At 64.3% G+C, this 22,428-nt stretch carries 21 protein-coding genes and 1 riboswitch; of the genes, 16 read left to right on the forward strand and 5 right to left on the reverse strand.

Translation table 11 applies throughout. From position 1 onward, the window contains the following. Positions 1-222: 222 nt before the first annotated feature. The 6 genes from malQ to KFE19_12735 all read left to right on the forward strand — a co-directional run bounded on the left by malQ (position 223) and on the right by KFE19_12735 (position 5,801). Positions 223-1,695 (forward strand): 4-alpha-glucanotransferase, encoded by a 1,473-nt coding sequence (gene malQ / locus KFE19_12710; GenBank protein ID QUO37240.1) that lies wholly within the window; start codon positions 223-225, stop codon positions 1,693-1,695. Between the two features lie 330 nt (positions 1,696-2,025). Beyond that, positions 2,026-2,280: an iron-only hydrogenase system regulator gene (locus KFE19_12715; protein ID QUO37241.1), complete on the forward strand. Its 255-nt coding sequence runs from the start codon at positions 2,026-2,028 to the stop codon at positions 2,278-2,280. Positions 2,281-2,317: 37 nt separating this feature from the next. Continuing rightward, a complete protein-coding gene (locus tag KFE19_12720) occupies positions 2,318-3,388 on the forward strand; it encodes an ABC transporter substrate-binding protein (protein QUO37242.1) in 1,071 nt (356 codons plus the stop codon). Positions 3,389-3,430: 42 nt separating this feature from the next. Next, positions 3,431-4,195: an ABC transporter permease subunit gene (locus tag KFE19_12725; GenBank protein ID QUO37243.1), complete on the forward strand. Its 765-nt coding sequence runs from the start codon at positions 3,431-3,433 to the stop codon at positions 4,193-4,195. Further along, positions 4,195-4,776 carry an ATP-binding cassette domain-containing protein gene (locus tag KFE19_12730; protein ID QUO37244.1) on the forward strand — a complete coding sequence of 194 codons (582 nt, stop codon included), beginning with the start codon at positions 4,195-4,197 and terminating at the stop codon, positions 4,774-4,776. The genes KFE19_12725 and KFE19_12730 overlap by 1 nt, the downstream gene beginning before the upstream one ends. 185 nt (positions 4,777-4,961) lie before the next feature. Then, positions 4,962-5,801 (forward strand): DegV family protein, encoded by an 840-nt coding sequence (locus tag KFE19_12735; GenBank protein ID QUO37245.1) that lies wholly within the window; start codon positions 4,962-4,964, stop codon positions 5,799-5,801. A gap of 50 nt (positions 5,802-5,851) precedes the next feature. Here KFE19_12735 and KFE19_12740 read toward each other — a convergent pair whose 3' ends face one another. Continuing rightward, a complete protein-coding gene (locus KFE19_12740; protein QUO37246.1) occupies positions 5,852-6,226 on the reverse strand; it encodes a RidA family protein in 375 nt (124 codons plus the stop codon). A gap of 154 nt (positions 6,227-6,380) precedes the next feature. Between KFE19_12740 and KFE19_12745 the strand changes: the two genes are divergently transcribed. From KFE19_12745 to KFE19_12755, 3 genes are all read left to right on the forward strand, one after another. Next, on the forward strand, positions 6,381-7,136 hold the full coding sequence (locus tag KFE19_12745; protein QUO37247.1) for an acyl carrier protein: 756 nt from the start codon (positions 6,381-6,383) through the stop codon (positions 7,134-7,136). A gap of 33 nt (positions 7,137-7,169) precedes the next feature. Further along, the gene (locus KFE19_12750; protein ID QUO37248.1) at positions 7,170-7,442 is read left to right on the forward strand and encodes a hypothetical protein; all 273 of its coding nucleotides are present in this window, start codon (positions 7,170-7,172) and stop codon (positions 7,440-7,442) included. Between the two features lie 26 nt (positions 7,443-7,468). Continuing rightward, positions 7,469-7,556, forward strand: a riboswitch (cyclic di-GMP riboswitch). Positions 7,557-7,591: 35 nt separating this feature from the next. Next, complete coding sequence (locus KFE19_12755; GenBank protein ID QUO37249.1) at positions 7,592-11,167, forward strand: VWA domain-containing protein; 3,576 nt, start codon at positions 7,592-7,594, stop codon at positions 11,165-11,167. Between the two features lie 84 nt (positions 11,168-11,251). Here the strand turns inward: KFE19_12755 and KFE19_12760 are convergent, their stop codons facing one another. Further along, a complete protein-coding gene (locus KFE19_12760) occupies positions 11,252-12,271 on the reverse strand; it encodes an alpha-hydroxy-acid oxidizing protein (protein ID QUO37250.1) in 1,020 nt (339 codons plus the stop codon). 207 nt (positions 12,272-12,478) lie between these two features. On the opposite strand from KFE19_12760, the gene KFE19_12765 reads away from it, so the two are divergent. From KFE19_12765 to KFE19_12775, 3 genes are all read left to right on the forward strand, one after another. Beyond that, positions 12,479-13,393, forward strand: a complete 915-nt coding sequence (locus KFE19_12765; GenBank protein ID QUO37251.1) for a DUF4349 domain-containing protein — start codon at positions 12,479-12,481, stop codon at positions 13,391-13,393. Between the two features lie 151 nt (positions 13,394-13,544). Next, a complete protein-coding gene (locus tag KFE19_12770; protein QUO37252.1) occupies positions 13,545-14,255 on the forward strand; it encodes an SGNH/GDSL hydrolase family protein in 711 nt (236 codons plus the stop codon). A 216-nt stretch (positions 14,256-14,471) separates the two neighbouring features. Then, a complete protein-coding gene (locus KFE19_12775; GenBank protein QUO37253.1) occupies positions 14,472-15,890 on the forward strand; it encodes a spore germination protein in 1,419 nt (472 codons plus the stop codon). A 64-nt stretch (positions 15,891-15,954) separates the two neighbouring features. Here KFE19_12775 and KFE19_12780 read toward each other — a convergent pair whose 3' ends face one another. Next, on the reverse strand, positions 15,955-16,437 hold the full coding sequence (locus KFE19_12780; protein QUO37254.1) for a prolyl-tRNA synthetase associated domain-containing protein: 483 nt from the start codon (positions 16,435-16,437) through the stop codon (positions 15,955-15,957). 85 nt (positions 16,438-16,522) lie between these two features. On the opposite strand from KFE19_12780, the gene KFE19_12785 reads away from it, so the two are divergent. From KFE19_12785 to KFE19_12800, 4 genes are all read left to right on the forward strand, one after another. Next, entirely contained in the window at positions 16,523-16,672 is a 150-nt protein-coding gene (locus KFE19_12785) for a hypothetical protein (GenBank protein QUO37255.1), read from the forward strand. Positions 16,673-16,679: 7 nt separating this feature from the next. Continuing rightward, entirely contained in the window at positions 16,680-18,518 is a 1,839-nt protein-coding gene (locus KFE19_12790) for an FAD-dependent oxidoreductase (GenBank protein ID QUO37256.1), read from the forward strand. After that, complete coding sequence (locus KFE19_12795) at positions 18,512-20,257, forward strand: [FeFe] hydrogenase, group A (protein ID QUO37257.1); 1,746 nt, start codon at positions 18,512-18,514, stop codon at positions 20,255-20,257. Before KFE19_12790 ends, KFE19_12795 begins: the two co-directional genes overlap by 7 nt. Positions 20,258-20,525: 268 nt before the next feature. Continuing rightward, on the forward strand, positions 20,526-21,338 hold the full coding sequence (locus KFE19_12800) for a GGDEF domain-containing protein (protein ID QUO37258.1): 813 nt from the start codon (positions 20,526-20,528) through the stop codon (positions 21,336-21,338). An 82-nt stretch (positions 21,339-21,420) separates the two neighbouring features. On the opposite strand, the gene KFE19_12805 is transcribed toward KFE19_12800, so the two are convergent. Continuing rightward, positions 21,421-21,603, reverse strand: a complete 183-nt coding sequence (locus KFE19_12805; protein QUO37259.1) for a ferredoxin — start codon at positions 21,601-21,603, stop codon at positions 21,421-21,423. Positions 21,604-21,616: 13 nt separating this feature from the next. Then, positions 21,617-22,369, reverse strand: coding sequence for a 4Fe-4S binding protein (locus tag KFE19_12810; protein QUO37260.1), 753 nt, complete (start codon positions 22,367-22,369; stop codon positions 21,617-21,619). Positions 22,370-22,428: the final 59 nt, after the last annotated feature.

Here is a 22,428-nt window from a genome sequence, read left to right on the forward strand (position 1 = left end):
AAAATCGGGCCGGCAAGGCAACCACCGGCGGCCTTCCAGCGTGTCAACCAGTGATTGCGGCGGCAGAAAAGTACGGCGAAACCGGTCAAAATAACCATATACTGTCCAAAAATAAGCGGTAAAAATGCGCTTCATTTGTGCGACTTGACAAATCCAACTCTTTCGCATACAATAAAACAGTCATTTACGACCACAAGAGGAGAGGGGTTTGAGACTTTGAAAATGCAGCGTTCCGCGGGCATTCTGCTGCCCGTGTTCTCCCTGCCGGGGCCTTACGGCATCGGCACCCTGGGCAAGGAGGCCCGGGCATTTGCGGACTTTTTGAAGGCCGCCGGCCAGCGCTGGTGGCAGATTTTGCCGGTGGGCCCCACCGGGGCCGGGGACTCCCCCTACACCAGCGTGTCCACCTTCGCCGGCAACCCGCTGCTGCTGGACCCGGAGGCCCTGGCGGCGGAGGGACTGCTGACCGGGGAGGACCTGGACCGGCTCCGGGTGCCGGAGGGTCCCGTGGACTACGGCGCCCTGTATGAGAGCCGGGAGCGGATGCTGCGCACCGCCTTCTCCCGCCTCAGCGGCGACAAGGCCCAGGCGATGCGGGAGTTTGCGGACCGGCGCCCCTGGGTCCGGGAGTTCGCCCTGTACCAGGCCGCCAAGGTCCACTTCGGCCAGCAGCCCTGGTACCAGTGGCCCGACGAGCCCCTGCGCCGCCACGAGAGCGCCGCCGTGGAGCACTGGCGGGGGGTTCTTGCGGAGGAGGTGGCCTTCCACACCGCCGTGCAGTACTGGTTTGCCGTCCAGTGGGAGGCGCTGAAAGCCTATGTCAACAGCCTGGGCGTGGGCCTGATCGGGGACCTGCCCATCTACGTCTCTCTGGACAGCGCCGACGTCTGGGCCGAGCGGAAGGAGTTCCTGCTGGACCAGACCGGCAGACCCTCCAAGGTGGCGGGCGTCCCGCCGGACTACTTCTCTGAAGAGGGCCAGCTCTGGGGAAACCCCCTGTACGACTGGAAGGCCCAGAAGGCCGACGGCTTCGGCTGGTGGATCCGCCGGGTGGAGGGCGCCTCCGCCCGCTTCGACGCACTGCGCCTGGACCACTTCCGGGGCTTTGAGAGCTACTGGGCCGTGCCCGCCGGGTCCAAGACCGCCAAGACCGGCCAGTGGGAAAAGGGCCCCGGCATGGACCTTTTGGGGGTCCTCACCAACTGGTTCCCCCAGATCACCTACATCGCCGAGGACCTGGGTATCCTGACCGACGATGTCCACCGGCTGCGGGACGCCTCGGGCCTTCCGGGCATGAAGGTGCTGGAGTTCGCTTTTTCCGGGCCGGACAACGCGTACCTGCCCCACCATTACACCAACCCCAACTGCGTGTGCTACACCGGCACCCACGACAACGACACCGCCCTGGGCTGGTACGCCGGGGCCTCTGACCAGGAAAAGGCCTTTGCAAAGATCTACCTGGGGGCGGAGGACGGCGAGAGCGCCCGGCGGGCCCTGCTGCGCGTCGGGCAGACCAGTATGGCGGTGCTGTTCGTGGCCCAGATGCAGGACTACCTGGGCCTTGGCGGCGAGGCCCGGATCAACGTGCCGGGCGTGGCCAGCGGCAACTGGCGCTGGCGGATGGCCTCCGGCGCCGCCACGGCGGAGCTGGCTGAAGAGATCCGCGCCCTGACCGCCGCCGCCAGCCGCTGCTGAGGCTTGACGGCGGTTTGGGAACATGATATGATTTCCCCGTCCCCGGGAAGACGGACTCTGACCGGCGGACCCAACAAGCGAGGCCGCCGGAACCGGCGGGCCGGAGTTCTGTCGTTCTGGCGGCGAGGCGTTTTCCGAGCCGTGAGACGGGGAGTGGGCACGGAGGGACCTCCGCGCCTGGGCAAGACTGTCCGCGTCCCCTTCGCCACGACGGCGGAGGGGACGCTTGTTTTTGGCCGTGGAGTCCACGGCGAACCGCGAAGCGCGCCGGTCCCGCCCGGTTTTGGGCGTGACGCCGCGCGTGAATTCTCACCGGAAGGAGCGATCACCATGGAGACACGGGTGGCGGTGCTGGCCATCATCGTGAAAAATCCGGAGGCGGTGCCGGCCCTCAACGACCTGCTGCACCGGTACGCCTCCCGCATCATCGGGCGGATGGGGGTGCCCTATCACGCCCGGGGGGTCAACATCATCAGCGTGGCCATGGACGCCCCGGCCGACGAGATCTCAGCCCTGTCGGGCAAGATCGGGCGGCTGGCGGGGGTCACCGCCAAGACCGTCTGCGCCCCGGAGGAGGCCCTGTGAGCCTGCCGGGAACATCATGAGAAAAGAGGTAACGGACATGAAACACTGGAAGAAGCTGCTGTCCCTGGCCCTGACCCTGGCATTGGCCCTGTCCTTGGCCGGGTGCGGCAAGACCGATCCCCAGGATACTGGGGCCGAGGACCAGACTCAGACGGAGGAGCAGACGGAGGAGCCCGTGAGCGAGAGCTACGCTATCGCCGCCCTGAAAGGCCCCACCGCCATGGGCCTGGTGAAGCTGATGAGCGACACGGACGAGAAGGCGGCCCAAATGCTGGACTCCAGCAAACCCTATGAGGGGGAAGTGGGCAACCTTTACACCTTCACCCTGGCTGCCTCTGCCGATGAGGTCAGCCCCCTGCTGATGAAGGGGGAGCTGGACATGGCCTGCGTGCCGGCCAACCTGGCGGCGGTGCTGTATCAAAAGACCGAGGGGGACATCGTGACGCTGGCGGTGAACACCCTGGGCGTGCTCTATATCGTGGAGAACGGCAACGCCGTGACGTCTATGGCGGACCTGGCGGGCAAGACCATCGTGGCCTCCGGCAAGGGGTCCACGCCGGAGTATGCCCTGCGCTACCTGCTCTCTGAGAACGGCCTGGACCCGGACGCCGACGTGACCATCGACTGGAAGAGCGAGCACTCCGAGTGCGTCACCGCCCTGGCCACCGGCGCCGCCACCATCGCCATGCTGCCCCAGCCCTTCGTCACCGTGGCGGAGAACAAGATCTCCGGCCTGCGGACCGCCCTGGACCTGACGGAGCAGTGGGACGCCCTGGACAACGGCTCCGCCCTGCTCACCGGTGTGATCGTGGCCCGGCGGGAGGTGGTGGAACAAAACCCCGCCGCCGTGGACGCCTTCCTCAAGGACTACGCCGGGAGCGTGGAGTGGGTCAACGCCAACCCTGCCGACGCGGCGGAGCTGATCGGCTCCTACGGCATCGTGGAGGCGGCGGTGGCGGAGAAGGCCCTGCCCCACTGCAACATCGTCTGCATCACCGGCGCGGAGATGAAGGACAAGCTCTCCGGCTACCTCCAGGTGCTCTTTGACGCCGACGCCAGCTCCGTGGGCGGCGCCCTGCCGGGGGACAATTTCTATTACGGCGCGTAATTTCGACAGGAAAGTATACAAAATGTAGGGAGGCGACCGGTCATGCACAAGGGAAAAACGCCCCTGCGGCTGTGGGCGGTGGCCTTCTGGCTGGCGATGTGGCAGCTGGCGGCCATGGCCATGGCCGCGGCCTACCGCCACGGCGGCCTGCTGCTGGCCTCGCCTCTGACGGCCCTGGGGCGGCTGGGAGAGCTGGCGGTCACCGCCGCCTTCTGGACCGCCGTGGGCCGCTCCGCCGCCGCCATCCTGGGGGGCTTTCTCCTCTCCTGCGCCCTGGCCGTGGCCTGCGCCGCCCTGGCCGCCCGGTGCCGGGCGGTGCGGGAGCTGCTGGGGCCGCTGGTGGCGGTGGTGAAGGCGGTGCCGGTGGTGTCCTTCATCATCCTGGCGCTGTTCTGGCTGAATACGGCGGCGCTGCCCCTCTTTATCTCGGCGCTGATGGTGTTCCCGCCGGTATACCTCAGCGTGCTGGAGGGCATCGGCCGGGCGGACCGGCAGCTGCTGGAGATGGCGAAGGTGTTCCGCGTGCCCTGGGGGCGGCGGGCGGCGGGGATCTACCTGCCGGCAGTGCTGCCCTCTTTCCGCGCGGCGGTATCGGTGTCCCTGGGGCTTTGCTGGAAGGCCGGCGCCGCGGCGGAGGTCATCGGATTGCCCGCCGGGACCATCGGCGAGCGGCTCTACACCGCCAAGGTGTACTTCGAGACCGGGGACCTCTTTGCCTGGACCGCCGTGATCGTGGCGGTGTCTGTTGGCTTTGAGAAGCTGTTTTTGCGGGCGGTGGACGCCCTGGCGGGAAAGGCGGGGTGCTGATGGAGCTGCGCGCGGAACATCTGTGGAAGTCTTACGGCGGCGCGGAGGTCCTGCGGGACGTGTCCCTTGCTGTGACGGTCGGGGAGCCGGTGTGCCTCATGGCTCCTTCCGGCACCGGCAAGACCACGCTGCTGCGGCTGCTGATGGGCCTGGAGCGGCCGGACCTGGGCCGCATTACGGCGCCGCCGGGCCTGCGGTGGGCCGCCGTGTTCCAGGAGGACCGGCTGCTGGAGCATCTGGACGCCCGGAGCAACCTGCGCTTTGCCCTGGGGGCCGCCCTGGAGGCGGAGCGGGCTGCCGCGCTGCTGGCGGAGCTGGGCCTGGGGGACGTGGGGGACAAGCCAGTCCGGGACTACTCCGGCGGCATGAAGCGCCGCCTGGCCCTGGCCCGGGCGCTGCTCTCGCCCGCCGACGCCCTGGCTCTGGACGAGCCCTTCACGGGTTTGGACGAGGCATCCCGGGACTGCTGTCTTGCGGCGGTGGACCGTCTTGCGGCGGGGCGGCTGCTGATCCTGGCCAGCCACAGCGGCGGCGACGCCGCGGCCCTGGGGGCCCGGATCGTGACCCTGGGCGGACATTGAAAACCTTTGCACAGCGATTTTGGCGCCATCTTCGACTTTTTTCGGGGATGGCGCCGGATTTTTTGAAAAAAAGTTCCGATTAGGGGTGGCAATCCGGGGGAGACTGTGATAAAATCGCAGGGTATATCGTCCGTGCCGCCCGTCCCGCGGGGAAGAGGGCGCCGGCATACCGGAAGGAGATCCTTATGATCAAAATTACCACCGACTCCACCTGCGACCTGCCGGAGGAGCTGCTGGAACAGCACCATATCACCGTCCTGCCCCTGGGTATTGTGAAAGCGGGCAAGCTGTATCAGGACGGCATCAACATCCGTACTGCCGACATCGCCGCCCATGTGGACGCCGGCGGCGAGATCACCACCACCAACGCCGTCAACGTGGCGGACTACGAGGCGGTGTTCCGCCGGGAGACGGAGCGGTACGACGCCGTCATCCACATCAACATCGGCATGGGCTTCTCCTGCTGCCACCAGAACGCCAAGCTGGCGGCGGAGGAGGTGCCGGAGGTCTATGTGGTGGACTCCGGCAACCTGACCATGGGCCATGGGATGCTGGTGCTGGCGGCGGCAGAGGCCGCCGAGGCCGGAAAGAGCGTGGGGGAGATCCTGGCGCTGCTGGAGGAGATGATCCCCCGGATCGAGACCAGCTTCGTGCTGGACCGGCTGGACTATATGAAAAAGGGCGGCCGCTGCTCCGCCGTCACGGCCCTGGGCGCCAACCTTTTGAAGCTCCACCCCTGCGTGGAGGTCATCGACGGCCGGATGTCCGTCACCAAGAAGTACCGGGGCTCCATGGAAAAGGTCCTGGGCGAGTATGTGCGGGAGCGGCTGGCGGGCCGCACGGACATCGACACCCGCCGCATCTTCCTGGTGGACACCTGCCGCACGCCGGGTCTGACGGAGAGCGTCCGGGCCATTCTGGAGGAGGACGGCCGCTTCGGCCAGATCATCTGCGGCAAGGCCGGCTGCACCATCTTCTGCCACTGCGGGCCGGACACCCTGGGTCTGGTGTTCCTGCGGAAATGAGCAAAAAAAGACAGAGGGCACTTGCCCTCTGTCTTTTTTGTCAGGCGTCTTTACTTGACGGCGATGGCCTCGATCTCGCACAGCACGCCCTTGGGCAGCTCCTTCACCGCCACGCAGGAGCGGGCGGGCTTGGAGGTGAAGTACTTGGCATACACCTCGTTGAAGGCGGCGAAATCGCCCATGTCGGCCAGGAAGCAGGTGGTCTTGACCACGGACTCATAATTCACGCCGGCGGCCTCCAGGATGGCGCCCACGTTCTTGCAGCTCTGCTCAGCCTGGGCGGCGATGCCCTCGGGAACGGCGCCGGTGGCGGGGTCCACGGGGATCTGGCCGGAGGTGAACACGAACTCGCCCACAGTCCAGCCCTGGGAATAGGGGCCGATGGCGCCGGGGGCGGCGGTGGTGGAAATGACGGTCTTATTCATGGGAATCGTCCTCCTTTATTTGTAATAGGTACACCTATCATACCATATGGAGGAGAAAAGTCAATCGCCGTCCCTTGAGCGCCGGGGCGAATTGTGCTATGATAAAGGGGAAAAAACGACCACAGGCCCGGTCCGCCGGGCCGGAGGAGGATGTATGGACTGCTTTCGGCAGAGCCTGACGGAGAACAGCTGCACCCGTCAGGAGGAGATGAACTTTGCCCGCTGCGACCGGCATCAGCGCGCCCGGGTGAGCACGCTGCTGAGCCTGGCGGCGGCCATGGCCGGGTACGACTACGACGCCCGGGGCCTGACCCACGACGTGCTCTGGGACAGGGGAGAGGTGTTCCTCCTGTCCCGGATCGCCCTGAAGATCCAGGACTGTCCCCGGGTCCGGGACGTGCTGGACGTGACCACCTGGGAGGACGGTACCAAGGGCGCCCACATGCAGCGGGTCTATGAGCTGCGGGACCAGGCGGGGGCGCTGCGCTGCGCCATCCGCAGCGACTGGGTGCTGGTGGATCCGCGGACCCGGCGCATCCTGCGGCCGGAGAGCTTCACCGCCAAGGCCATCACCACCTGCCCGGTGGACATCGACTGCCCGCCCACCCGGAAGGTGCTCCTGCCCCGGACGGGACTGGAGGAGCTGGGCACCCGCCCTGTCTACTGGTCCGACCTGGACGGCAACGGCCACTTGTACAGCGGCAACTACGGCGATATCGTCTGGGACTTCCTCCCCGCGGACCTGCGGGAGCGGACCCCCTCGGCCTTCTACATCAATTACAGCCGGGAGGCCACCCTGGACCAGGAGCTGCGGCTGCTGGGCATCCGGGACGGGGAAGCCGCCTACCTCATGGAGGGCGTGGGCCCGGGCGGCACCTGCTTCACCTGCCGCTGCGAATTCAGCAAATAAAACGTCGAAAACCGCCGGAAAACGGCGGTTTTCATGTTTTCAAGGACAAAATGCAAAAGATGCACAAAAATAGAAGAGATTTTTATTAAAACTGACAAACAAATTTTGAAGGAAAAAGGTGGATTTGTAACCGGTTTTGTAACCGGTCTGTGGTATACTGACATCGTAGACAGAAATTGGGAGGTGGTTTTTCCTGCGGCGCGCGGAGCCGCAGGGGCCGCGAGTGGACCGAAAAACCGCTCGGTGTCGGGGAGATCCGGTACCGGATCTCCGGCTTTGCTGTGCAAAGCCGAAGGGACTTTGTAAACCCAGCGCGGGGAGCCGCGCAAGAATAGATGCAAAGGCAAACCGCCGGAAACGGCGGGACGCAAAGCAAGGGGGCTAAAGCGGCATCGCCGCCACGCCGGCCCGGCCGCCATATATTCGATCTCACGATAACGAAAGGAGAACGAAAGATGGCAAGAAAGAAGTTGCAAAAACTCTTCGCACTGCTGCTGACCTTCAGCATGACCATGAGCCTGCTGGGCGTCACGGCGTTCGCGGAGGACGAGGACGATGTGTACCTCCTGGAAGTCGGCCAGACCACGACGATCAGCGATTACAAAGGCGTGTCCGCCTCTGAGACTGAGGAGGTCGTGAACCACCAGTGGGAGACCAGTAATCCTAGTGTGGCGACTGTGGATTGGGATGAAGAGACCGGCGCTGTGACCGTCACCGGCGTGGGTGCGGGCCAGGTTACCATCACCCACCGCTATGACGTGTTGGTTGCGCCCGCTCCGGAGCCTCCGGTGAATGAGGAGGAGCAGCAGCCTTCGGATACCACCCCCGGCGACACCACCTCCGGTGATACCACCCCCGGTGACACCACCCCCGGCGATACCACCTCCGGCGATACCACCTCCGGCGATACCACCTCCGGCGATACCACCTCCGGTGATACCACTACCCAGACGACCGAGGCGGCTCTTGTCTTTAACGATCCCCTGGATCCCGGTACTGTGCCTGCATATTCGGAGACCTGGACCTTTGAGGTGACTGCCCCCGAGCAGGAGACCCCCGAGATCCCCGAGGAGACCTGCGATGTGGAGTATAAGCAGATGTCCGATGGGGTCACCTTCACAACGGAGAAGGACGGCAGTGTCATCAAGCTGAATCTTGTCATCGGCGAAGAGGCATCTGGGGACTTGGTGCTGGATCTGAGCAAGGTGATCAATGAAGCGAGTGGCATTACGTATATGCCCGGCGTTAAGCAGAAGTTTGAAGTCACGATCCAGAACAATTCCGGACATACTTTCGGATATAAGGACAACAGCTTTGTACTCTCCACCGCCGATAGTTCTGAATTCGGCAGCTTGGGAAATGGGCTCCTGCCTGTACTGGGTTCTGATGGGCAGTATATCTTTATTTACAACACCGGGTCCATGATCCCTGAGTACTTCTATCGGGATCTCTTCAACGTGGAAACCTCTGGCAATGTGACATTTGAGATGATGTGCCAGATTTATGAGTACCTGGAAAGAGCCGGATACACCGGCGAGGACGCCATGTCCCGGTATGTGCTGCACCAGATGGATCCTGCTGGTCAGTACAGCTCTCTCAGAGAGATGTATGAGCAGGATCCCATAACGATTGCAAAGAAGATGTTCGCAGAGGGTACTACCAATAACGGCATCTACACCATGACAGAGGATTATCTGCTGGAGATGATTGCGAAATACCCCTGGATCGACCCCTTCCTGTTTGTTGAGCAGAGCGGCAGCAACCTCAAGGTCCAGATCAAATGGCCGGAATCTCAGCTGGCCAGCCTCAGCTATGACTATTTCTATGAGTGCATTTTCTATTTCGCTTATGGCGATGATGCGATTGACCAGTTGGATATGTCAGACAGAGTTGGAGAAAATCTGTTCAACGACACCCACGCCCTGGCCAATTACCGGGACGAGGCTACCTACCAGGAGGCCAATGCGTTCATGGCCGCTGCCCTTCCCGAAGGCGGATTGAAGAATGGCGAGTCTGTGAGTTTCAATATGGCTTTTGGCCTCAACGGACCCAACATGACCAATCCCTATCAGAGATATTATTTTTCTTTTTACAACGTCATCGAGCTGGAGCAGCTGGACACCTCCTACACCGTCCGGCATGAGTACTACACCAACGGCAAGCTGACCGGCTTCATCGAGAGCGATCCGGTCTCCGGCCTTCTGGTGGGCAGTCCCGTGAGCGTGGCCGACATTGAGCAGGTGCCCAGCTTTGATGGCAACGACTACAAGTATACCAGCACCACCCCCGACGAGACCCTGACCCTGACCCCCAACGCGGCGGACAACGTGATCGTCCTGCGGTATGACCGCACGGTCGAAGTGGAGGAGCCCACCTTTGAGTGGGATACCTCCAAGTCCAAGACGGCCACTCCTCTGGACGAGGATCTGAAGTCCCAGGTGACGCTGTCCCTGCCCTCCGCGGAGGAGGCGCTGGAGAGCGACATCGTGTTTGTCGTGGATAAGTCCACCAGCAGCCGAGATGAATCTACCGAGGGTGGTCTGGCGATGCTGGAAGCGCTGAACAGCTCCCTGGAGTCCACCAAGGCGGTCATCAATGTCGGCATCGTTGTCTTTGACGGTACCTATCATGTGATGCGGGAGCTCTCTCCCTATGACGCTGCCGATGTGGCGGAAAAAATGAGCGCCGAGATCCCTCTGGAAGAGGATACCAGCGGCACCAACATCGAGGCGGGCCTGCTGGCGGCGCAGGCGATGCTGGAGGAGCATACCAGCGTGGCCAACAACCGTAAGTACGTGATCCTGGTCAGCGACGGCCTCACCCGCCTGTTCACTGGCCCGGACGGTGAGACGGTGCAGATCATCTTCAACCAGCTGGAGGCCGACGGCACCCGGTACTTCGGCGAGTATACGACCTGGTGCCTGAGCAACGGCCTCGGGGACGGCGAGTACAAGGTGCCCGGTGGGGTCGATTGGCTCACCTATTACACCACGGTGATCAAACCCCAGGTGGAAGCCGACGGCGATACCTATGTGATGGACTTTGACGGCGCCAGTATCATGACTGATACTGTGCCTGAGAAGTACATTCCTCTTGATGAAGTGCAGGATCACGCACAGGCGATCGACCGCGCGTTCTATGACGCGTATCAGGCGTATCTGGACCTGAGCACGGCGTACCACTGTTACGCTATCTACACGGGTTCCTCCGAATTGGGCAGCAGCTTCATGTCCACCCTCAGCAACGGCGAGACCCTGGACTTCGACGACATCCAGAACGACATCCTCTACGCGGTGGACAAGGGCTCCTATGTCGTGGACTACATCGGCTATGTGGCCGGCAGCTACGACTTCGACTTCGTGAACGATGTCTCCGCCATGAGCCTGAAGGTGGGCGATACGACCTATCCCGCCGTGAAACTGGCCGATAACCGCTACGGCTTCAAGCCGGCGAGCGACGGCACCTGTGCCTTCACCCTCGAATATGAGAGAGGCAACGGCCTGAATGAGGAGCACTTCACCTGGCACATCGGAGAGGCTGTCAGCAACTTTGCTCCCGTCCAGCTGACCTACACCGTCAAGCTGGTCACGCCTCCCACCGAGCCCGGCGACTACAAGCTGGATACCAACCAGATCGCCACCCTCCACCCGGTGAACTCCGACGGTACTTCCGGCGATCCTGAGGACTTCGAGAAGCCCAAGGTGGATTACACGGTCGGCGGCGGCACCGGTCCCGAGGGTCCCGGCACCGATCCCACGCCTCCCGGCGGCACTGATCCCACGCCTCCCGGCGGCGACGGCGGCACCGACATCCCCGACGGCAACACGCCCACCACGGACCTGCCCGATCAGGAGACTCCCACGACGGAGCTGCCTGAGGAGCCTACGGAGCTCCCCGATGAGGAGACTCCCCTGGCGGAAGTGCCCGAGACCGGCGACATGTCCGCCCTGTGGCTGGCCATGACCGCCCTGTCCGGCACGGGCCTTGCCGGTGTGACCTTCCTGGGCCGCAAGAAGCGGGACGAGGAGTGATCCCCGTTTCCCCGGAAGAAATCCAAACAGCAAAACAGCGCCCCCGGCTTTCGCCGGGGGCGCTGTTTTTGGATGCATTTGGGCTCAGAAACCGTAGAGCATGGAGCGGTTGATGTCCGCGATGCTGTGGGCGCCGCACATGGCCATGGTGTCGCTGAGCTCCGCCTTGAGCTTGTCCACGTAGGCCTTGACGCCCTCGGCGCCGCCGCCGTAGACCATATTGACGAAGGGCCGGCCGATCAGAACGCCGTCGGCGCCCAGAGCCAGGGCCTTGAACACGTCCATGCCGGAGCGGATGCCGCCGTCCACCAGAATGGTCAGCTTGCCGCCCACCGCGTCCACGATGCCGGGCAGGACCTCGGCAGTGGAGGGGCACTGGTCCAGCACCCGGCCGCCGTGGTTGGACACCACGATGCCCTTGGCGCCGGCCTCCAGGGCCTTCTGGGCGCCCCGGACGGTCATGATGCCCTTGAGGATGAAGGGCTTTCCGGCCATCTCCACCACATCCCGCAGCTCCTCCACGGTCTTGCTGCCGGCGGGCGGGGTCAGGTTCTTCAGGAAGGGCAGGCCCGCGGCGTCGATGTCCATGGCGATGGCGAAGGGATCCGCCTCCCGGGCCAGGGTCAGCTTGGTTTTCAGGGTGTTCACGTCCCAGGGCTTGATGGTGGGCACGCCGTGGCCGCCGCAGGCGGAGATGGCCTTCACGGCGCCCTCCACCACGGCGGGGTTGGTGCCGTCGCCGGTGAAGGCGGCGATGCCGGCCTGGGCGCAGGCGGGCACCAGGATCTCGTTGTACTGTAAATCGTCGTACTTGTCGCCGTAGTGCAGCTGCATGGCGCCCACGGGAGCGGCGAACACCGGCAGGTCAAAGGTCCGGCCAAACAGCTCCACGGAGGTGTCCACCGGCTTGTTCTCGCAGATGGTGTCCATGTTGACGCACAGCTCCTGCCACTTCTGGTAGTTGCGGATGAAGCCGGTGCCGATGCCCTTGGCGCCGGGGCCGGGGATGGTGTTCTTGCAGGCCAGGCCGTTGCAGACCGGGCAGGACTTGCAGTAGGGGCCGATGCTGCCCCGGGCGTTTTCCAAAGCTTCCTGATAAGTCATATGGTTTTCCCCTCCGAATCGATTTGCGGCCCGCCGAGCGGGCATTTATACATCGACATTTTACCTCCCGTGGGGGAAAAAGGCAACCGTCCCTCCCAAAACCAGGGAAAAATTTTGCCTTCGGCGGAACCTTCTGCAAAAAATCTCGTCTATACAGACAAATGACCATGATGGAAGAACGGATGGAGAAAAAAAGGAGGTAACGACATGAAGCGAGGACTTGCAATGCTGACGGTGCTGTTGCTGCTGCTGGGTCTCATGAGCGGCTGCGGCGGCAGCGACACGTCCGGCGCCACTGCCTCAGACATGGTGGCGACGGAGGAGTCGGCTGACAACGGCAGCTACGGCGGGAACATGGCGGCTCAGATGCCGGAATCCCCGGCGGAGGACGGGAGCGGGGAGGACCGGCTCCGCAACGCCAAGATGATCTACACCGCGGACCTGAGCGTGGAGACCACCGCCTTTGACGACGCCGCGGCCAGCCTGCGGCAGATGGTGGAGGACCTGGGCGGCTACTTCGAGTCCGCCTCGGTCTACAACCACGGCGGCAATTACCGCAGCGCCTCCTACACCATCCGGGTGCCGGCGGAGAACTTCCGGGATCTGCTGGAGCAGGTGGGGGAGCTGTGCCACGTGGTCCGCCAGGAGGAGGGCAGCGACAATATCAGTGAGCAGTACTACGACGTGGAGAGCCGCCTGGTGACCCAGCAGACCAAGCTGGAGCGGCTCCAGACCCTGCTGAGCCAGGCGGAGACCATGGAGGACATCATCACCATCGAGTCCGCCATCTCCGAGACGGAGCTGGCCATCGAGCAGCTGACCGGGACATTACGCCAGTACGACAGCCTGGTGGACTACTCCACCGTCACCATCTCCCTGGAGGAGGTCTACAAGCTCTCCAACGCGGAGGAGCCGCCCACCACGTTTGCAAGCCGCCTGGGCCGGGCCTTTGCCGCCGGCTGGAACGGATTCGTGGACTTCCTGGAGGCCATCGTGATGATCCTGGCCTACGCCTGGGTGCCGGTGCTGGTGCTGCTGGCCGTGGGCGGCACGGTGCTGTGGCGCCTGCTGCGGAAAAAGAGGGACAAGGGGAATGGACCGCCGGAAAACCGGGCATCCTGACCGGTGACGGACCATACAGCAAAGCGGCTGCCTCCGGGCGGCCGCTTTTTTTGGCTGCGGCGCAAAAAGTCGGCGCGGACGACTTGACAAATTTGATAAAACCGCATAATATAGTTTTAGAAACTAGATTACACGGTTTGGAGGTCTTGCTATGAAACGTGTATCGCAGATCCAGCTGCTAGGGGACTCCATCCTCAAGGGCATCCAGGTGGAGCCCGCCACCGGGCGGTACGTCACCCGGAACGAGATCGGCATTCCCGGCCTGGAGCGGGACTTCGGACTGACGGTGAAAAACGGCTCCCACTTCGGCGCCACGGTGGTGAAGGGGGAGCGGCTGCTGGAGCGGCTGCTGGAGCGGGAGACGCCCTGCGACGCGGTGGTGATGGATTTCGGCGGCAACGACTGCGACTTCCGCTGGGACCAGGTGGCGGCGGACCCGGAGGGGGACCACCGGCCCAACGTGCCCCTGGAGGAGTTTTTGCAGCGGTATCGGGAGATGATCGCCCAGCTGCGGCTCCACGGCATCACGCCGGTGCTGACCACCCTGCCGCCGCTGGAGCCGGAGCGGTTTTTCCATTGGTGGTGCGGCAAGCTGGACCAGGCGGCGGTGCGCCGCTGGCTGGGCAGCCTCACCAACATCTACGCCCATCAGGAGAACTACTCCCGGGCGGTGGAGCAGCTGGCCCGGCAGACGGAGACCCCGCTGGTGGACATCCGGGGGGCCTTCCTGGCCCACGGCCACCTTGGTCAGCTTCTGTGCGAGGACGGCACCCACCCCAACTCCGCCGGCCAGGCGCTCATCGGCGATGCCTTCCGGGACTTTGCCCGGGAGCATCTGGAGCCGGTCCGGCAGACGGCGTGAGAGTGCCTGCCCCGCCGGCGCTTTCCTGCATATCTGTGAAAGAGACCGCCTGCGGGCGGTCTCTTTTTGTCAAGATCCATAACAAATTGTAGAAACAGATGTGAATATAACTGAAAGGAATGGGATACGGCACGCTCCGGCGGCACATACTACCCCTGATACGGACCGCGGAGGCCCGCGGTCCGGCGGGTTTTGCTTGAGCAATGGAGGTGCCGCATGGAACAGATTTCAGAACACTATGCAGATAACGTCCGCTGGTTCGATGAGACCCTGGGCGCCGGCCGCAGCTGCGACATGGTTTGCCGGGATTTGCAGATCGGCGGCCGACGGGGGCGGATCTGGGTCATCGACGGCTTCGGCGGCGACGCCATCCTGGAGCGGATGGGGGCCTTCTGGCTGTCCCTGAAGCCGGAGCAGGTGGGGACCATCACAAAGATGCAGGAGTTCACCGACCGGTTCGTCACATTCATGGAGGTGGAGGTCAGCTTCGACCGGGACGACATCGTCACCTCGGTGCTGCTGGGCAAAAGCCTGCTGCTGCTGGAGGGAGCCCGGGGCGCGGCGCTGATCGACGCCAAGGAGTACCCCAGCCGGGGGGTGGCGGAGCCGCTGGACGGCAAGGTCCTCCGGGGTGCCCACGACGGCTTCATCGAGGCGGTGGTGCCCAACATGGCCCTGCTGCGCCGCCGCATCCGGGACCCCCACCTGACCATGGAGGGCATGAAGGTGGGCACCCGCAGCCACAACGACGTGGTGCTGTGCTATCTGGACGACCGGGTGGACCAGGAGCTTTTAGAGCAGGTCCGGGAGAAGCTGCGGGGGATCAAGATGCGATCCCTCAGCATGGGGCAGGAGAGCGTGTCGGAGAGCATCCGGCCCAAGCAGTGGTACAACCCCTTTCCCAAGGTCCGCTACACCGAGCGGCCGGACACTGCCGCCGCCTGCGTCATGGAGGGGTATATCATCGTCATGGTGGACAACTCCCCGTCGGTGATGATTCTGCCCACCTCCTTTTTCGACTTTACCCAGGAGGCCAACGAGTTCTACTTCCCGCCCCTGGTGGGCACCTACCTGCGGGTGCTGAGGATCATCGTGTTTTTGATCTCGCTGTTCATCACGCCCGCCTGGTATATGATGGTCAACGAGCCGGGGCGGCTGCCGGGATGGCTGGACTTCCTGTCCTCCCCGGAGCCGGCGTCCCTGGACCTTTTGTGGCAGCTGCTGGTGGTGGAGTTTCTGATCGACGTGCTGAAGCTGGCGTCCCTCAACACGCCGGATTCCCTCTCCAGCTCCTTCTCCATGCTGGGGGCGCTGATCCTGGGCGACTTCGCCGTCCAGGCCGGGTGGCTGGGGCCGGAGGTGCTGGTGTATATGGCCTTCGTGTCGGTGGCGGGCTTTGCCCAGCCCAGCTATGAGCTGGGCTACGCCTTCAAGCTGCTGCGGGTGACGCTGCTGCTGGTCACGGCGGTGTTCGACGCATGGGGCTTCTTCCTGGGCTCCCTGGGGATTCTGATATTGCTGGCCACCACCAAGCCCCTGGTGGGCAAGGCCTATCTCTACCCCCTGATCCCCTTCAACGCCACCGCTCTGCGGCGGCTGCTGATCCGGGAGCCCATCAGCCGGGACAATACCTGAGGACAAAACGACACGGCGCGGAGCCCCGGACAGGTGGGGCCCCGCGCCTTCCTCTTATTCCATGTTATTCCATGTCCGCCGGATGGACCGGATTGCCGTGGTCCCGGATGAGATCCGCCAGGTCCGCCGCCTGCATCCAGACGGTGGCGGTGTTGTCGTTGGGGTGGACGCCGATGCGGCCGGTAAAGTCCCGGTCCAGGAACCATGTCACCCGGCGCTCCGTGTCGTTCAGCAGGCCCAGGGGCGTCACGGACCCGGGGGTCAGCTTCAGCAGCGCCGCCAGATCCTCCGCCGAGGCAAAGGTCAGCGGCCGGGTGCCATGGCGGCGGCGGAACGCCTTCAGATCCACCCGCTTGTCCCCACGGACAGTGATGAGGTAGTACGCCCGTTTTTTGTCGTCCCGGACGAAGAGGTTTTTGGCGTCGTCCGCCGGGTAGGGCAGCGCCACCTGGTCCAGCTGGGCCATGCTGTACACAGCCGGGTGCTCCGTGACCTCATAGGCGATGCCCCGGCTGTCCAGATATCGGTATGTCTCCGCTTTGTCCATAGCCAGTCCCCCCGCTTTCGATGATTTTCCCCAGTATATCAGTCTCCCGGGACCGGCGCAAGAAAGAAACGCCGCCGTCGTGTTTTTGGATAAAGAAGATGGTAAAAGTTTTACGGAATTTTGCCGCCATTTTTCTGCCGCTTTATTGCACATTCCACAAAAATCCGGTATGCTTAAACAAGGAGGAACGCCGCCCGGCTTTGCCGGACGGCACAGGTTGAGGAAAAAGGAGTGAACGCCCCATGAGCAGACTGGATATCAAGACCCCCAGCCAGGCCCAGGCGGTGGTGGATCAGCTCTACCGGAATGTAGAGCACCGGATCGCCTCCAGCCCCCCGGGCCTGTGTCCCATCGACATGGCTCTGAACTTCCTGGAGCTGTGCCACGCCCAGACCTGCGGCAAGTGCGTGCCCTGCCGGATCGGTCTTGGGCAGCTGGCCCAGATGCTGCGGGAGGTACTGGACGGCCAGCCGGACATTCAGATCCTCCGCCGCATTGAGCAGACCGCCCAGACCATCGTGGACACCGCTGACTGCGCCATCGGCATCAATGCCGCCCAGCTGGTGCTCATGGGCCTCCAGGGCTTCCGGGACGACTATGAGGAGCACATCCTCCGCCACCGGTGCCTGGGGAGCCTGAAAAACCCGGTGCCCTGCGTGGCGCTGTGTCCCGCGGGCGTGGATATCCCCGGCTACATCGCCCTGGTCCACGCCGGACGCTATGCCGACGCCGTGCGATTGATCCGCAAGGACAACCCCTTCCCGGTGGCCTGTGCCTACATCTGCGAGCACCCCTGCGAGGCCCGCTGCCGCCGCCGCATGGTGGACGACGCGGTGAATATCCGGGCCCTGAAGCGCTACGCCGTGGACCAGGCCGGCCAGGTGCCCCAGCCCCCCTGCGCCCCGGCCACGGGGAAGAAGGTGGCCGTCATCGGCGGCGGCCCCGGCGGCCTCTCCGCCGCATACTATCTGGCCCTCATGGGCCACAGCGTCACCGTCTACGAAAAGCGGAAGGCCCTGGGCGGCATGCTGCGCTACGGCATCCCCGACTACCGCTTCCCCCGGACGCTGCTGGACGCCGAGATCGCCTCGATCCTGTCCCTGGGCATTGAGGTACATACCGACATCAACGTGGGCACCGACGTGACGCTGGATCAGCTGAAGCAGGAGTACGACTGCCTGTACCTGGCCATCGGCGCCCACACGGACAAAAAGACCGGCATCGAGGGCGAGAACAGCCGCGGCGTCGTCTCTGCGGTGGAGCTGCTGCGGGGCATCGGTGACGGCGAAAAGCCGGATTTCACCGGCAAGCGGGTGGTGGTCATCGGCGGCGGCAACGTGGCCATGGACGTGACCCGCAGCGCCATCCGTCTGGGAGCCGAGAAGGTCACCTGCGTCTACCGCCGCCGGAAGGAGGACATGACCGCCCTGCCCGAGGAGGTGGAGGGCGCCGAGGCCGAGGGGGCCGAGTTGCTGACCCTCCACGCCCCGGTGCGGATCGAGAGCGACGATAGCGGCAACGCCGTGGCCCTCTGGACTCAGCCCCAGATCATCGGCGAGATGGACCGCCAGGGCCGTCCCAAGCCCGGCACCGCCCGGGCGGCGGAGCGCCGCATTGAGGCGGACGTCATCATCGTGGCCATCGGACAGGGCGTGGAGTCCCTGGGCTTTGAGCAGTCCGGCGTGGTGATCCAGCGGGGCGGCACGCTGCTGGCCGGGTCCGACACCAAGCTGCCGGATCTGGAGGGTGTGTTCGCCGGAGGCGACTGCGTCACCGGCCCCGCCACGGTCATCCGGGCCATCGCCGCCGGCAAGGCGGCGGCCGCCAACATCGACGAGTACCTGGGCTTCCACCACGAGATCGCCTCGCCCGTCCAGGTGCCGGCGCCCCGGTTCTCCGACCTCAAGCCCCGGGGCCGGGTCAACACCACCGAGCGGGACGCCTGCGAGCGCAAGCATGACTTCACCTGTATCGAGTGCGGCCTGACCGCGGAGGAGGCGGAGCAGGAGTCCTCCCGCTGCCTGCGGTGCGACCACTTCGGATATGGAGTTTTCAAGGGAGGACGTGTGGAAAAATGGTAAATGCGATCATCGACGGCCGCGCCGTCTCCGTGCAGGCGGGCACCACCATCCTGGACGCCGCCCGCTCCGCCGGCATCCCCATCCCCCACCTGTGCTATCTGAAGGGCATCAACGAGATCGCCGCCTGCCGCATGTGCGTGGTGGAGGTGGAGGGCATCGAGCGGCTGGTCACTGCCTGCGACAATGTGGTGCTGGAGGGTATGGTGATTTCCACCAACAGCCCCCGGGTCCGCCGGGCCCGGCGGACCAACCTGCGTCTGCTGCTCAGCCAGCACGACACCAGCTGCACCACCTGTATCCGCAGCGGCAACTGTGAGCTCCAGACCCTCTCCCAGGAGCTGAATATCCACTACCAGCCTTATGCCGTCAAGCCTGAGCGGTCCCGGATCGACCTGGACGCCCCCCTGATCCGGGAGGCGGGCAAGTGCATCAAGTGCATGCGCTGCGTTCAGATCTGCGACAAGGTACAGGGTATGCACATCTGGGATGTGGCGGGCACCGGCTCCCGGACCACCGTGGACGTCAGCTTCAACCGCCTGCTGAAAAACACCGACTGCACTTACTGCGGCCAGTGCGTCACCCACTGCCCCACCGGCGCCCTGACGGCCCGGGACGACACCAACGCCGTGTTCCGGGCCCTGGAGGACCCCAATATCACCACCGTCATCCAGGTGGCCCCGGCGGTGCGGGTGGCCTGGGCGGAGAGCTTTGGGCTGGACCCGGCCTTCGCCACCACCGGCCGCATGGTGGCGGCATTGCGGCGGGTGGGCTTTGACTACGTGTTTGACACCAACTTCACCGCAGACCTGACCATCATGGAGGAGGGCAGCGAGTTCCTCCACCGCTTCACTCACCGGGATCAGTACGCCTGGCCCATGTTCACCTCCTGCTGCCCCGGCTGGGTACGGTTCGTGAAGGGGCAGTTCCCCGCCTACACGGACAATCTCTCCACCGCCAAGTCCCCCCAGCAGATGTTCGGCGCCATGGCCAAGAGCTATTTCGCCCAGCGCAAGGGCATCGATCCCCACAGGATGTTCGTGGTGTCGGTGATGCCCTGCATCTCCAAAAAAAGCGAGTGCCGCCTGCCCACCATGGCCGATGCCTGCGGCGATCCGGACGTGGACGTTGTGCTGACCACCCGGGAGCTGGGGCGGCTGCTGCGCAGCGAGCACATCGTGCCCGCCGACCTTCCGGAGGAGAGCTTCGACTCGCCCCTGGGCTCCGGCACCGGCGCGGCGGTGATCTTCGGCGCCACCGGCGGCGTCATGGACGCGGCCCTGCGCAGCGCCTACTTCCTGGTGACCGGCCGGAACCCGGATCCGGACGCCTTCGCAGAGGTCCGGGGAGACAAGCCCTGGAAGGAGGCGACCTATACGATCCCCGGCGCCGGGGAGGTGAAGGTGGCCGTGGTCAGCGGCCTGGGCAATACCCGCCATCTGATGGAGGCCCTGGAGAAGGGCCGCGCGGAGTACGATTTTGTGGAGGTCATGGCCTGTCCCGGCGGCTGTGCCGGCGGCGGCGGTCAGCCCATCCACGAGGGCGAGGAGCTGGCCGCCGAGCGAGGCGCGCGCCTGTGGCAGCTGGATGCCGACGCGCCCGTCCGCTTCTCCCACGAAAACCCCGACGTACAGGCGCTGTACCGGGAGTTTTTGGGGGCGCCCCTGGGAGAGAAGTCCCATCATCTGCTCCACACGGATCATCGGGGCTGGTCCATGCCTGTGTTCCGGCGGGAGGAGTGAGCGCCTCTTGGTCTGCAGCACCCCCCGTCCTGCAGGACGGGGGGTGTTCACTGAAGGTGAACATTTTTCCTTGCATATTTTTGACAAAAAACAAGGTTTTTTTCGAGCGATTTGGTTACATATGCACACAAATTTGACATAATCCCTAGAAAGCGGGTAATATATTTGTAAGGATCTGCCAATGTACATGCTTGCCTTTTCTGCGCGCTGCCTGTATAATGGTACGAGCAAAGAAAAGATGGACGCCCCTGCGCCAGAAGGAGGTCCCATGAAGAGCGGAGACCGCTACACAACAAGAGAGCTGTGCCTGTTGGTTCGGGAGATGGAACGTCTGTTTGAGGTGGTGCGCCTGCTGGATCCGGCGGCGGAAGAGCGGCTGACACCCATATCTGAGGACAGGCTGGAGCGGGGGCCCTGGGATGAATTGTACGTACTGTTGGACACTCCTGGTGGAGTCAGCGGCGAGAGCCCGGACCATCGCCGTCCGGTCCACGCCCTGTCCCGCCCGCTGTTTTTGACGGAAAACGGCCGGGAAGTGCCCCTGGTTCTGGAGCTGGCCGGCTGGGCGCCTTCCCATTTGGTGGAGCGGCGGCGCGGGCACTTCTCCCTGGAAAAGGCGTCTGCCGCCCGTGAAGAGCTGTACCGGGACGAGCTGACCCAGGTGTTCAACCGCCGTTATCTCAACGATTTTGTGTTTTTGCGCCGCCAGATGGACCGGCTGACCCGGGTGGGTGTCATCATGATGGACCTGCGCCGCTTCAAGGAGGTCAATGACACCTTCGGCCACCTGGCCGGAGACCGGACGCTGGAGCAGGTGGCCCGGGTGCTGGGTGAGCATGTCCGGGGCCAGGACTCGGTGATCCGTCTGGGCGGCGACGAGTTCGTGGTCATCCTGCTGGACTGCGGGGAGGATATTGTCTGCCGGAAGATCGAGGAGCTGCGGGCGGCTCTGGTGCCGGTGGCGGAGGCGGACTTTGGCTATGCCTACACGGACCAGTTCTCCCCCTCAGTGGAAATGCTGCGGGAGCTGCTGGACCAGGCGGACCGCCGGATGTACCAGGAAAAACGCCGCGCCCCCTGAGGCGGCCCGGCGACAGATGAGACGATGACTATGATGACGATACAGCGGGGCCCGCGCCGATCCGGCGCGGGCCCCGCTGTTCTTATTCCTCAATGGTGATGGCGGACACGGGGCAGTTGTCCCGGGCCTCCCGGGCCAGATCCTCCTGGCCCGCAGGCACGCCGCTGCCGTGGGCCAGCCCGTCGTCTCCCATGTGGAACACATCCGGGCAGGTGCCCTCGCACAGGCCGCAGCCGATGCAGGCGTCGCTGACGATCGCGTTCATATCCATATCTCCTTTAATCCAGAATATTTCCATCCCGGCCCAGTGTCACCACCTGCCAAGGAATGAACTTGCCGCTGTTGCGCAGGGCCGTCTCCACGGCCCGCTGGATGCCGCCGCAGCAGGGAACTTCCATCCGCACCACCGTGACCTCCCGGATGTCGTTGCGGCGAATGATCTCCGTGAGCTTTTCGGCGTAGTCGCCCTCGTCCAGCTTGGGGCAGCCGATCAGGGTGATCCGGCCCCGCATGAAGCGCTGGTGGAAGTCCGCCCGGGAAAAGGCGGTGCAGTCGGCGGCGATCAGGAGCTTTGCCCCCTGATAGAAGGGCGCCTCCACCGGCAGCAGCTTGATCTGTACCGGCCACTGCCGCAGGCAGGACACGGGACCCTCCGCCGCCGGGGGGACCGGGTGATGGGTGCCGTCGGAAGTCAGGTCCTGTGTCCGGGAGCCGGGACAGCCGTGAGGAGCCTCCTCCGCCGGGTACAGGGTCTGCGTCATGGAGCCGGGGCAGCCGCAGGGCAGCGTGTCTCCGGCGGCCTTTTTGGCCTGGACCGCTGCCTCGTCATAGGGGGCGGCCTCCCGCTCCACAAAGGTGATGGCCCCGGTGGGACAGGTGGGCAGGCAGTCGCCCAGGCCGTCGCAGTAGTCGTCCCGCAGCAGCTTGGCCTTGCCGTCCACCATGCCGATGGCGCCCTCGTGACAGGCCGCGGCGCAGGCGCCGCAGCCGTTGCATTTTTCCTGATCGATCTCAATGATCCTGCGTACCATAGTGTTTCTCCTTTTTTTCATTTCAAACGGGTTTCCCCTTGCCTTTCTGGACACAGTAT

This window comes from Dysosmobacter sp. Marseille-Q4140, assembly GCA_018228705.1.
Classification (GTDB): Bacteria; Bacillota; Clostridia; order Oscillospirales; family Oscillospiraceae; genus Oscillibacter.

Coding starts and splice junctions, on each gene's coding strand:
- KFE19_12810 (QUO37260.1), bottom strand. CDS start 22,369: ATGGTACGCAGGATCATTGAGATCGATCAGGAAAAATGCAACGGCTGC.
- KFE19_12770 (QUO37252.1), top strand. CDS start 13,545: ATGAAACGTGTATCGCAGATCCAGCTGCTAGGGGACTCCATCCTCAAG.
- KFE19_12775 (QUO37253.1), top strand. CDS start 14,472: ATGGAACAGATTTCAGAACACTATGCAGATAACGTCCGCTGGTTCGAT.
- KFE19_12780 (QUO37254.1), bottom strand. CDS start 16,437: ATGGACAAAGCGGAGACATACCGATATCTGGACAGCCGGGGCATCGCC.
- KFE19_12760 (QUO37250.1), bottom strand. CDS start 12,271: ATGACTTATCAGGAAGCTTTGGAAAACGCCCGGGGCAGCATCGGCCCC.
- KFE19_12765 (QUO37251.1), top strand. CDS start 12,479: ATGAAGCGAGGACTTGCAATGCTGACGGTGCTGTTGCTGCTGCTGGGT.
- KFE19_12750 (QUO37248.1), top strand. CDS start 7,170: ATGTTTTCAAGGACAAAATGCAAAAGATGCACAAAAATAGAAGAGATT.
- KFE19_12720 (QUO37242.1), top strand. CDS start 2,318: ATGAAACACTGGAAGAAGCTGCTGTCCCTGGCCCTGACCCTGGCATTG.
- KFE19_12755 (QUO37249.1), top strand. CDS start 7,592: ATGGCAAGAAAGAAGTTGCAAAAACTCTTCGCACTGCTGCTGACCTTC.
- KFE19_12795 (QUO37257.1), top strand. CDS start 18,512: ATGGTAAATGCGATCATCGACGGCCGCGCCGTCTCCGTGCAGGCGGGC.
- KFE19_12730 (QUO37244.1), top strand. CDS start 4,195: ATGGAGCTGCGCGCGGAACATCTGTGGAAGTCTTACGGCGGCGCGGAG.
- KFE19_12735 (QUO37245.1), top strand. CDS start 4,962: ATGATCAAAATTACCACCGACTCCACCTGCGACCTGCCGGAGGAGCTG.
- KFE19_12725 (QUO37243.1), top strand. CDS start 3,431: ATGCACAAGGGAAAAACGCCCCTGCGGCTGTGGGCGGTGGCCTTCTGG.
- malQ (QUO37240.1), top strand. CDS start 223: ATGCAGCGTTCCGCGGGCATTCTGCTGCCCGTGTTCTCCCTGCCGGGG.
- KFE19_12805 (QUO37259.1), bottom strand. CDS start 21,603: ATGAACGCGATCGTCAGCGACGCCTGCATCGGCTGCGGCCTGTGCGAG.
- KFE19_12715 (QUO37241.1), top strand. CDS start 2,026: ATGGAGACACGGGTGGCGGTGCTGGCCATCATCGTGAAAAATCCGGAG.
- KFE19_12740 (QUO37246.1), bottom strand. CDS start 6,226: ATGAATAAGACCGTCATTTCCACCACCGCCGCCCCCGGCGCCATCGGC.
- KFE19_12800 (QUO37258.1), top strand. CDS start 20,526: ATGAAGAGCGGAGACCGCTACACAACAAGAGAGCTGTGCCTGTTGGTT.
- KFE19_12745 (QUO37247.1), top strand. CDS start 6,381: ATGGACTGCTTTCGGCAGAGCCTGACGGAGAACAGCTGCACCCGTCAG.
- KFE19_12790 (QUO37256.1), top strand. CDS start 16,680: ATGAGCAGACTGGATATCAAGACCCCCAGCCAGGCCCAGGCGGTGGTG.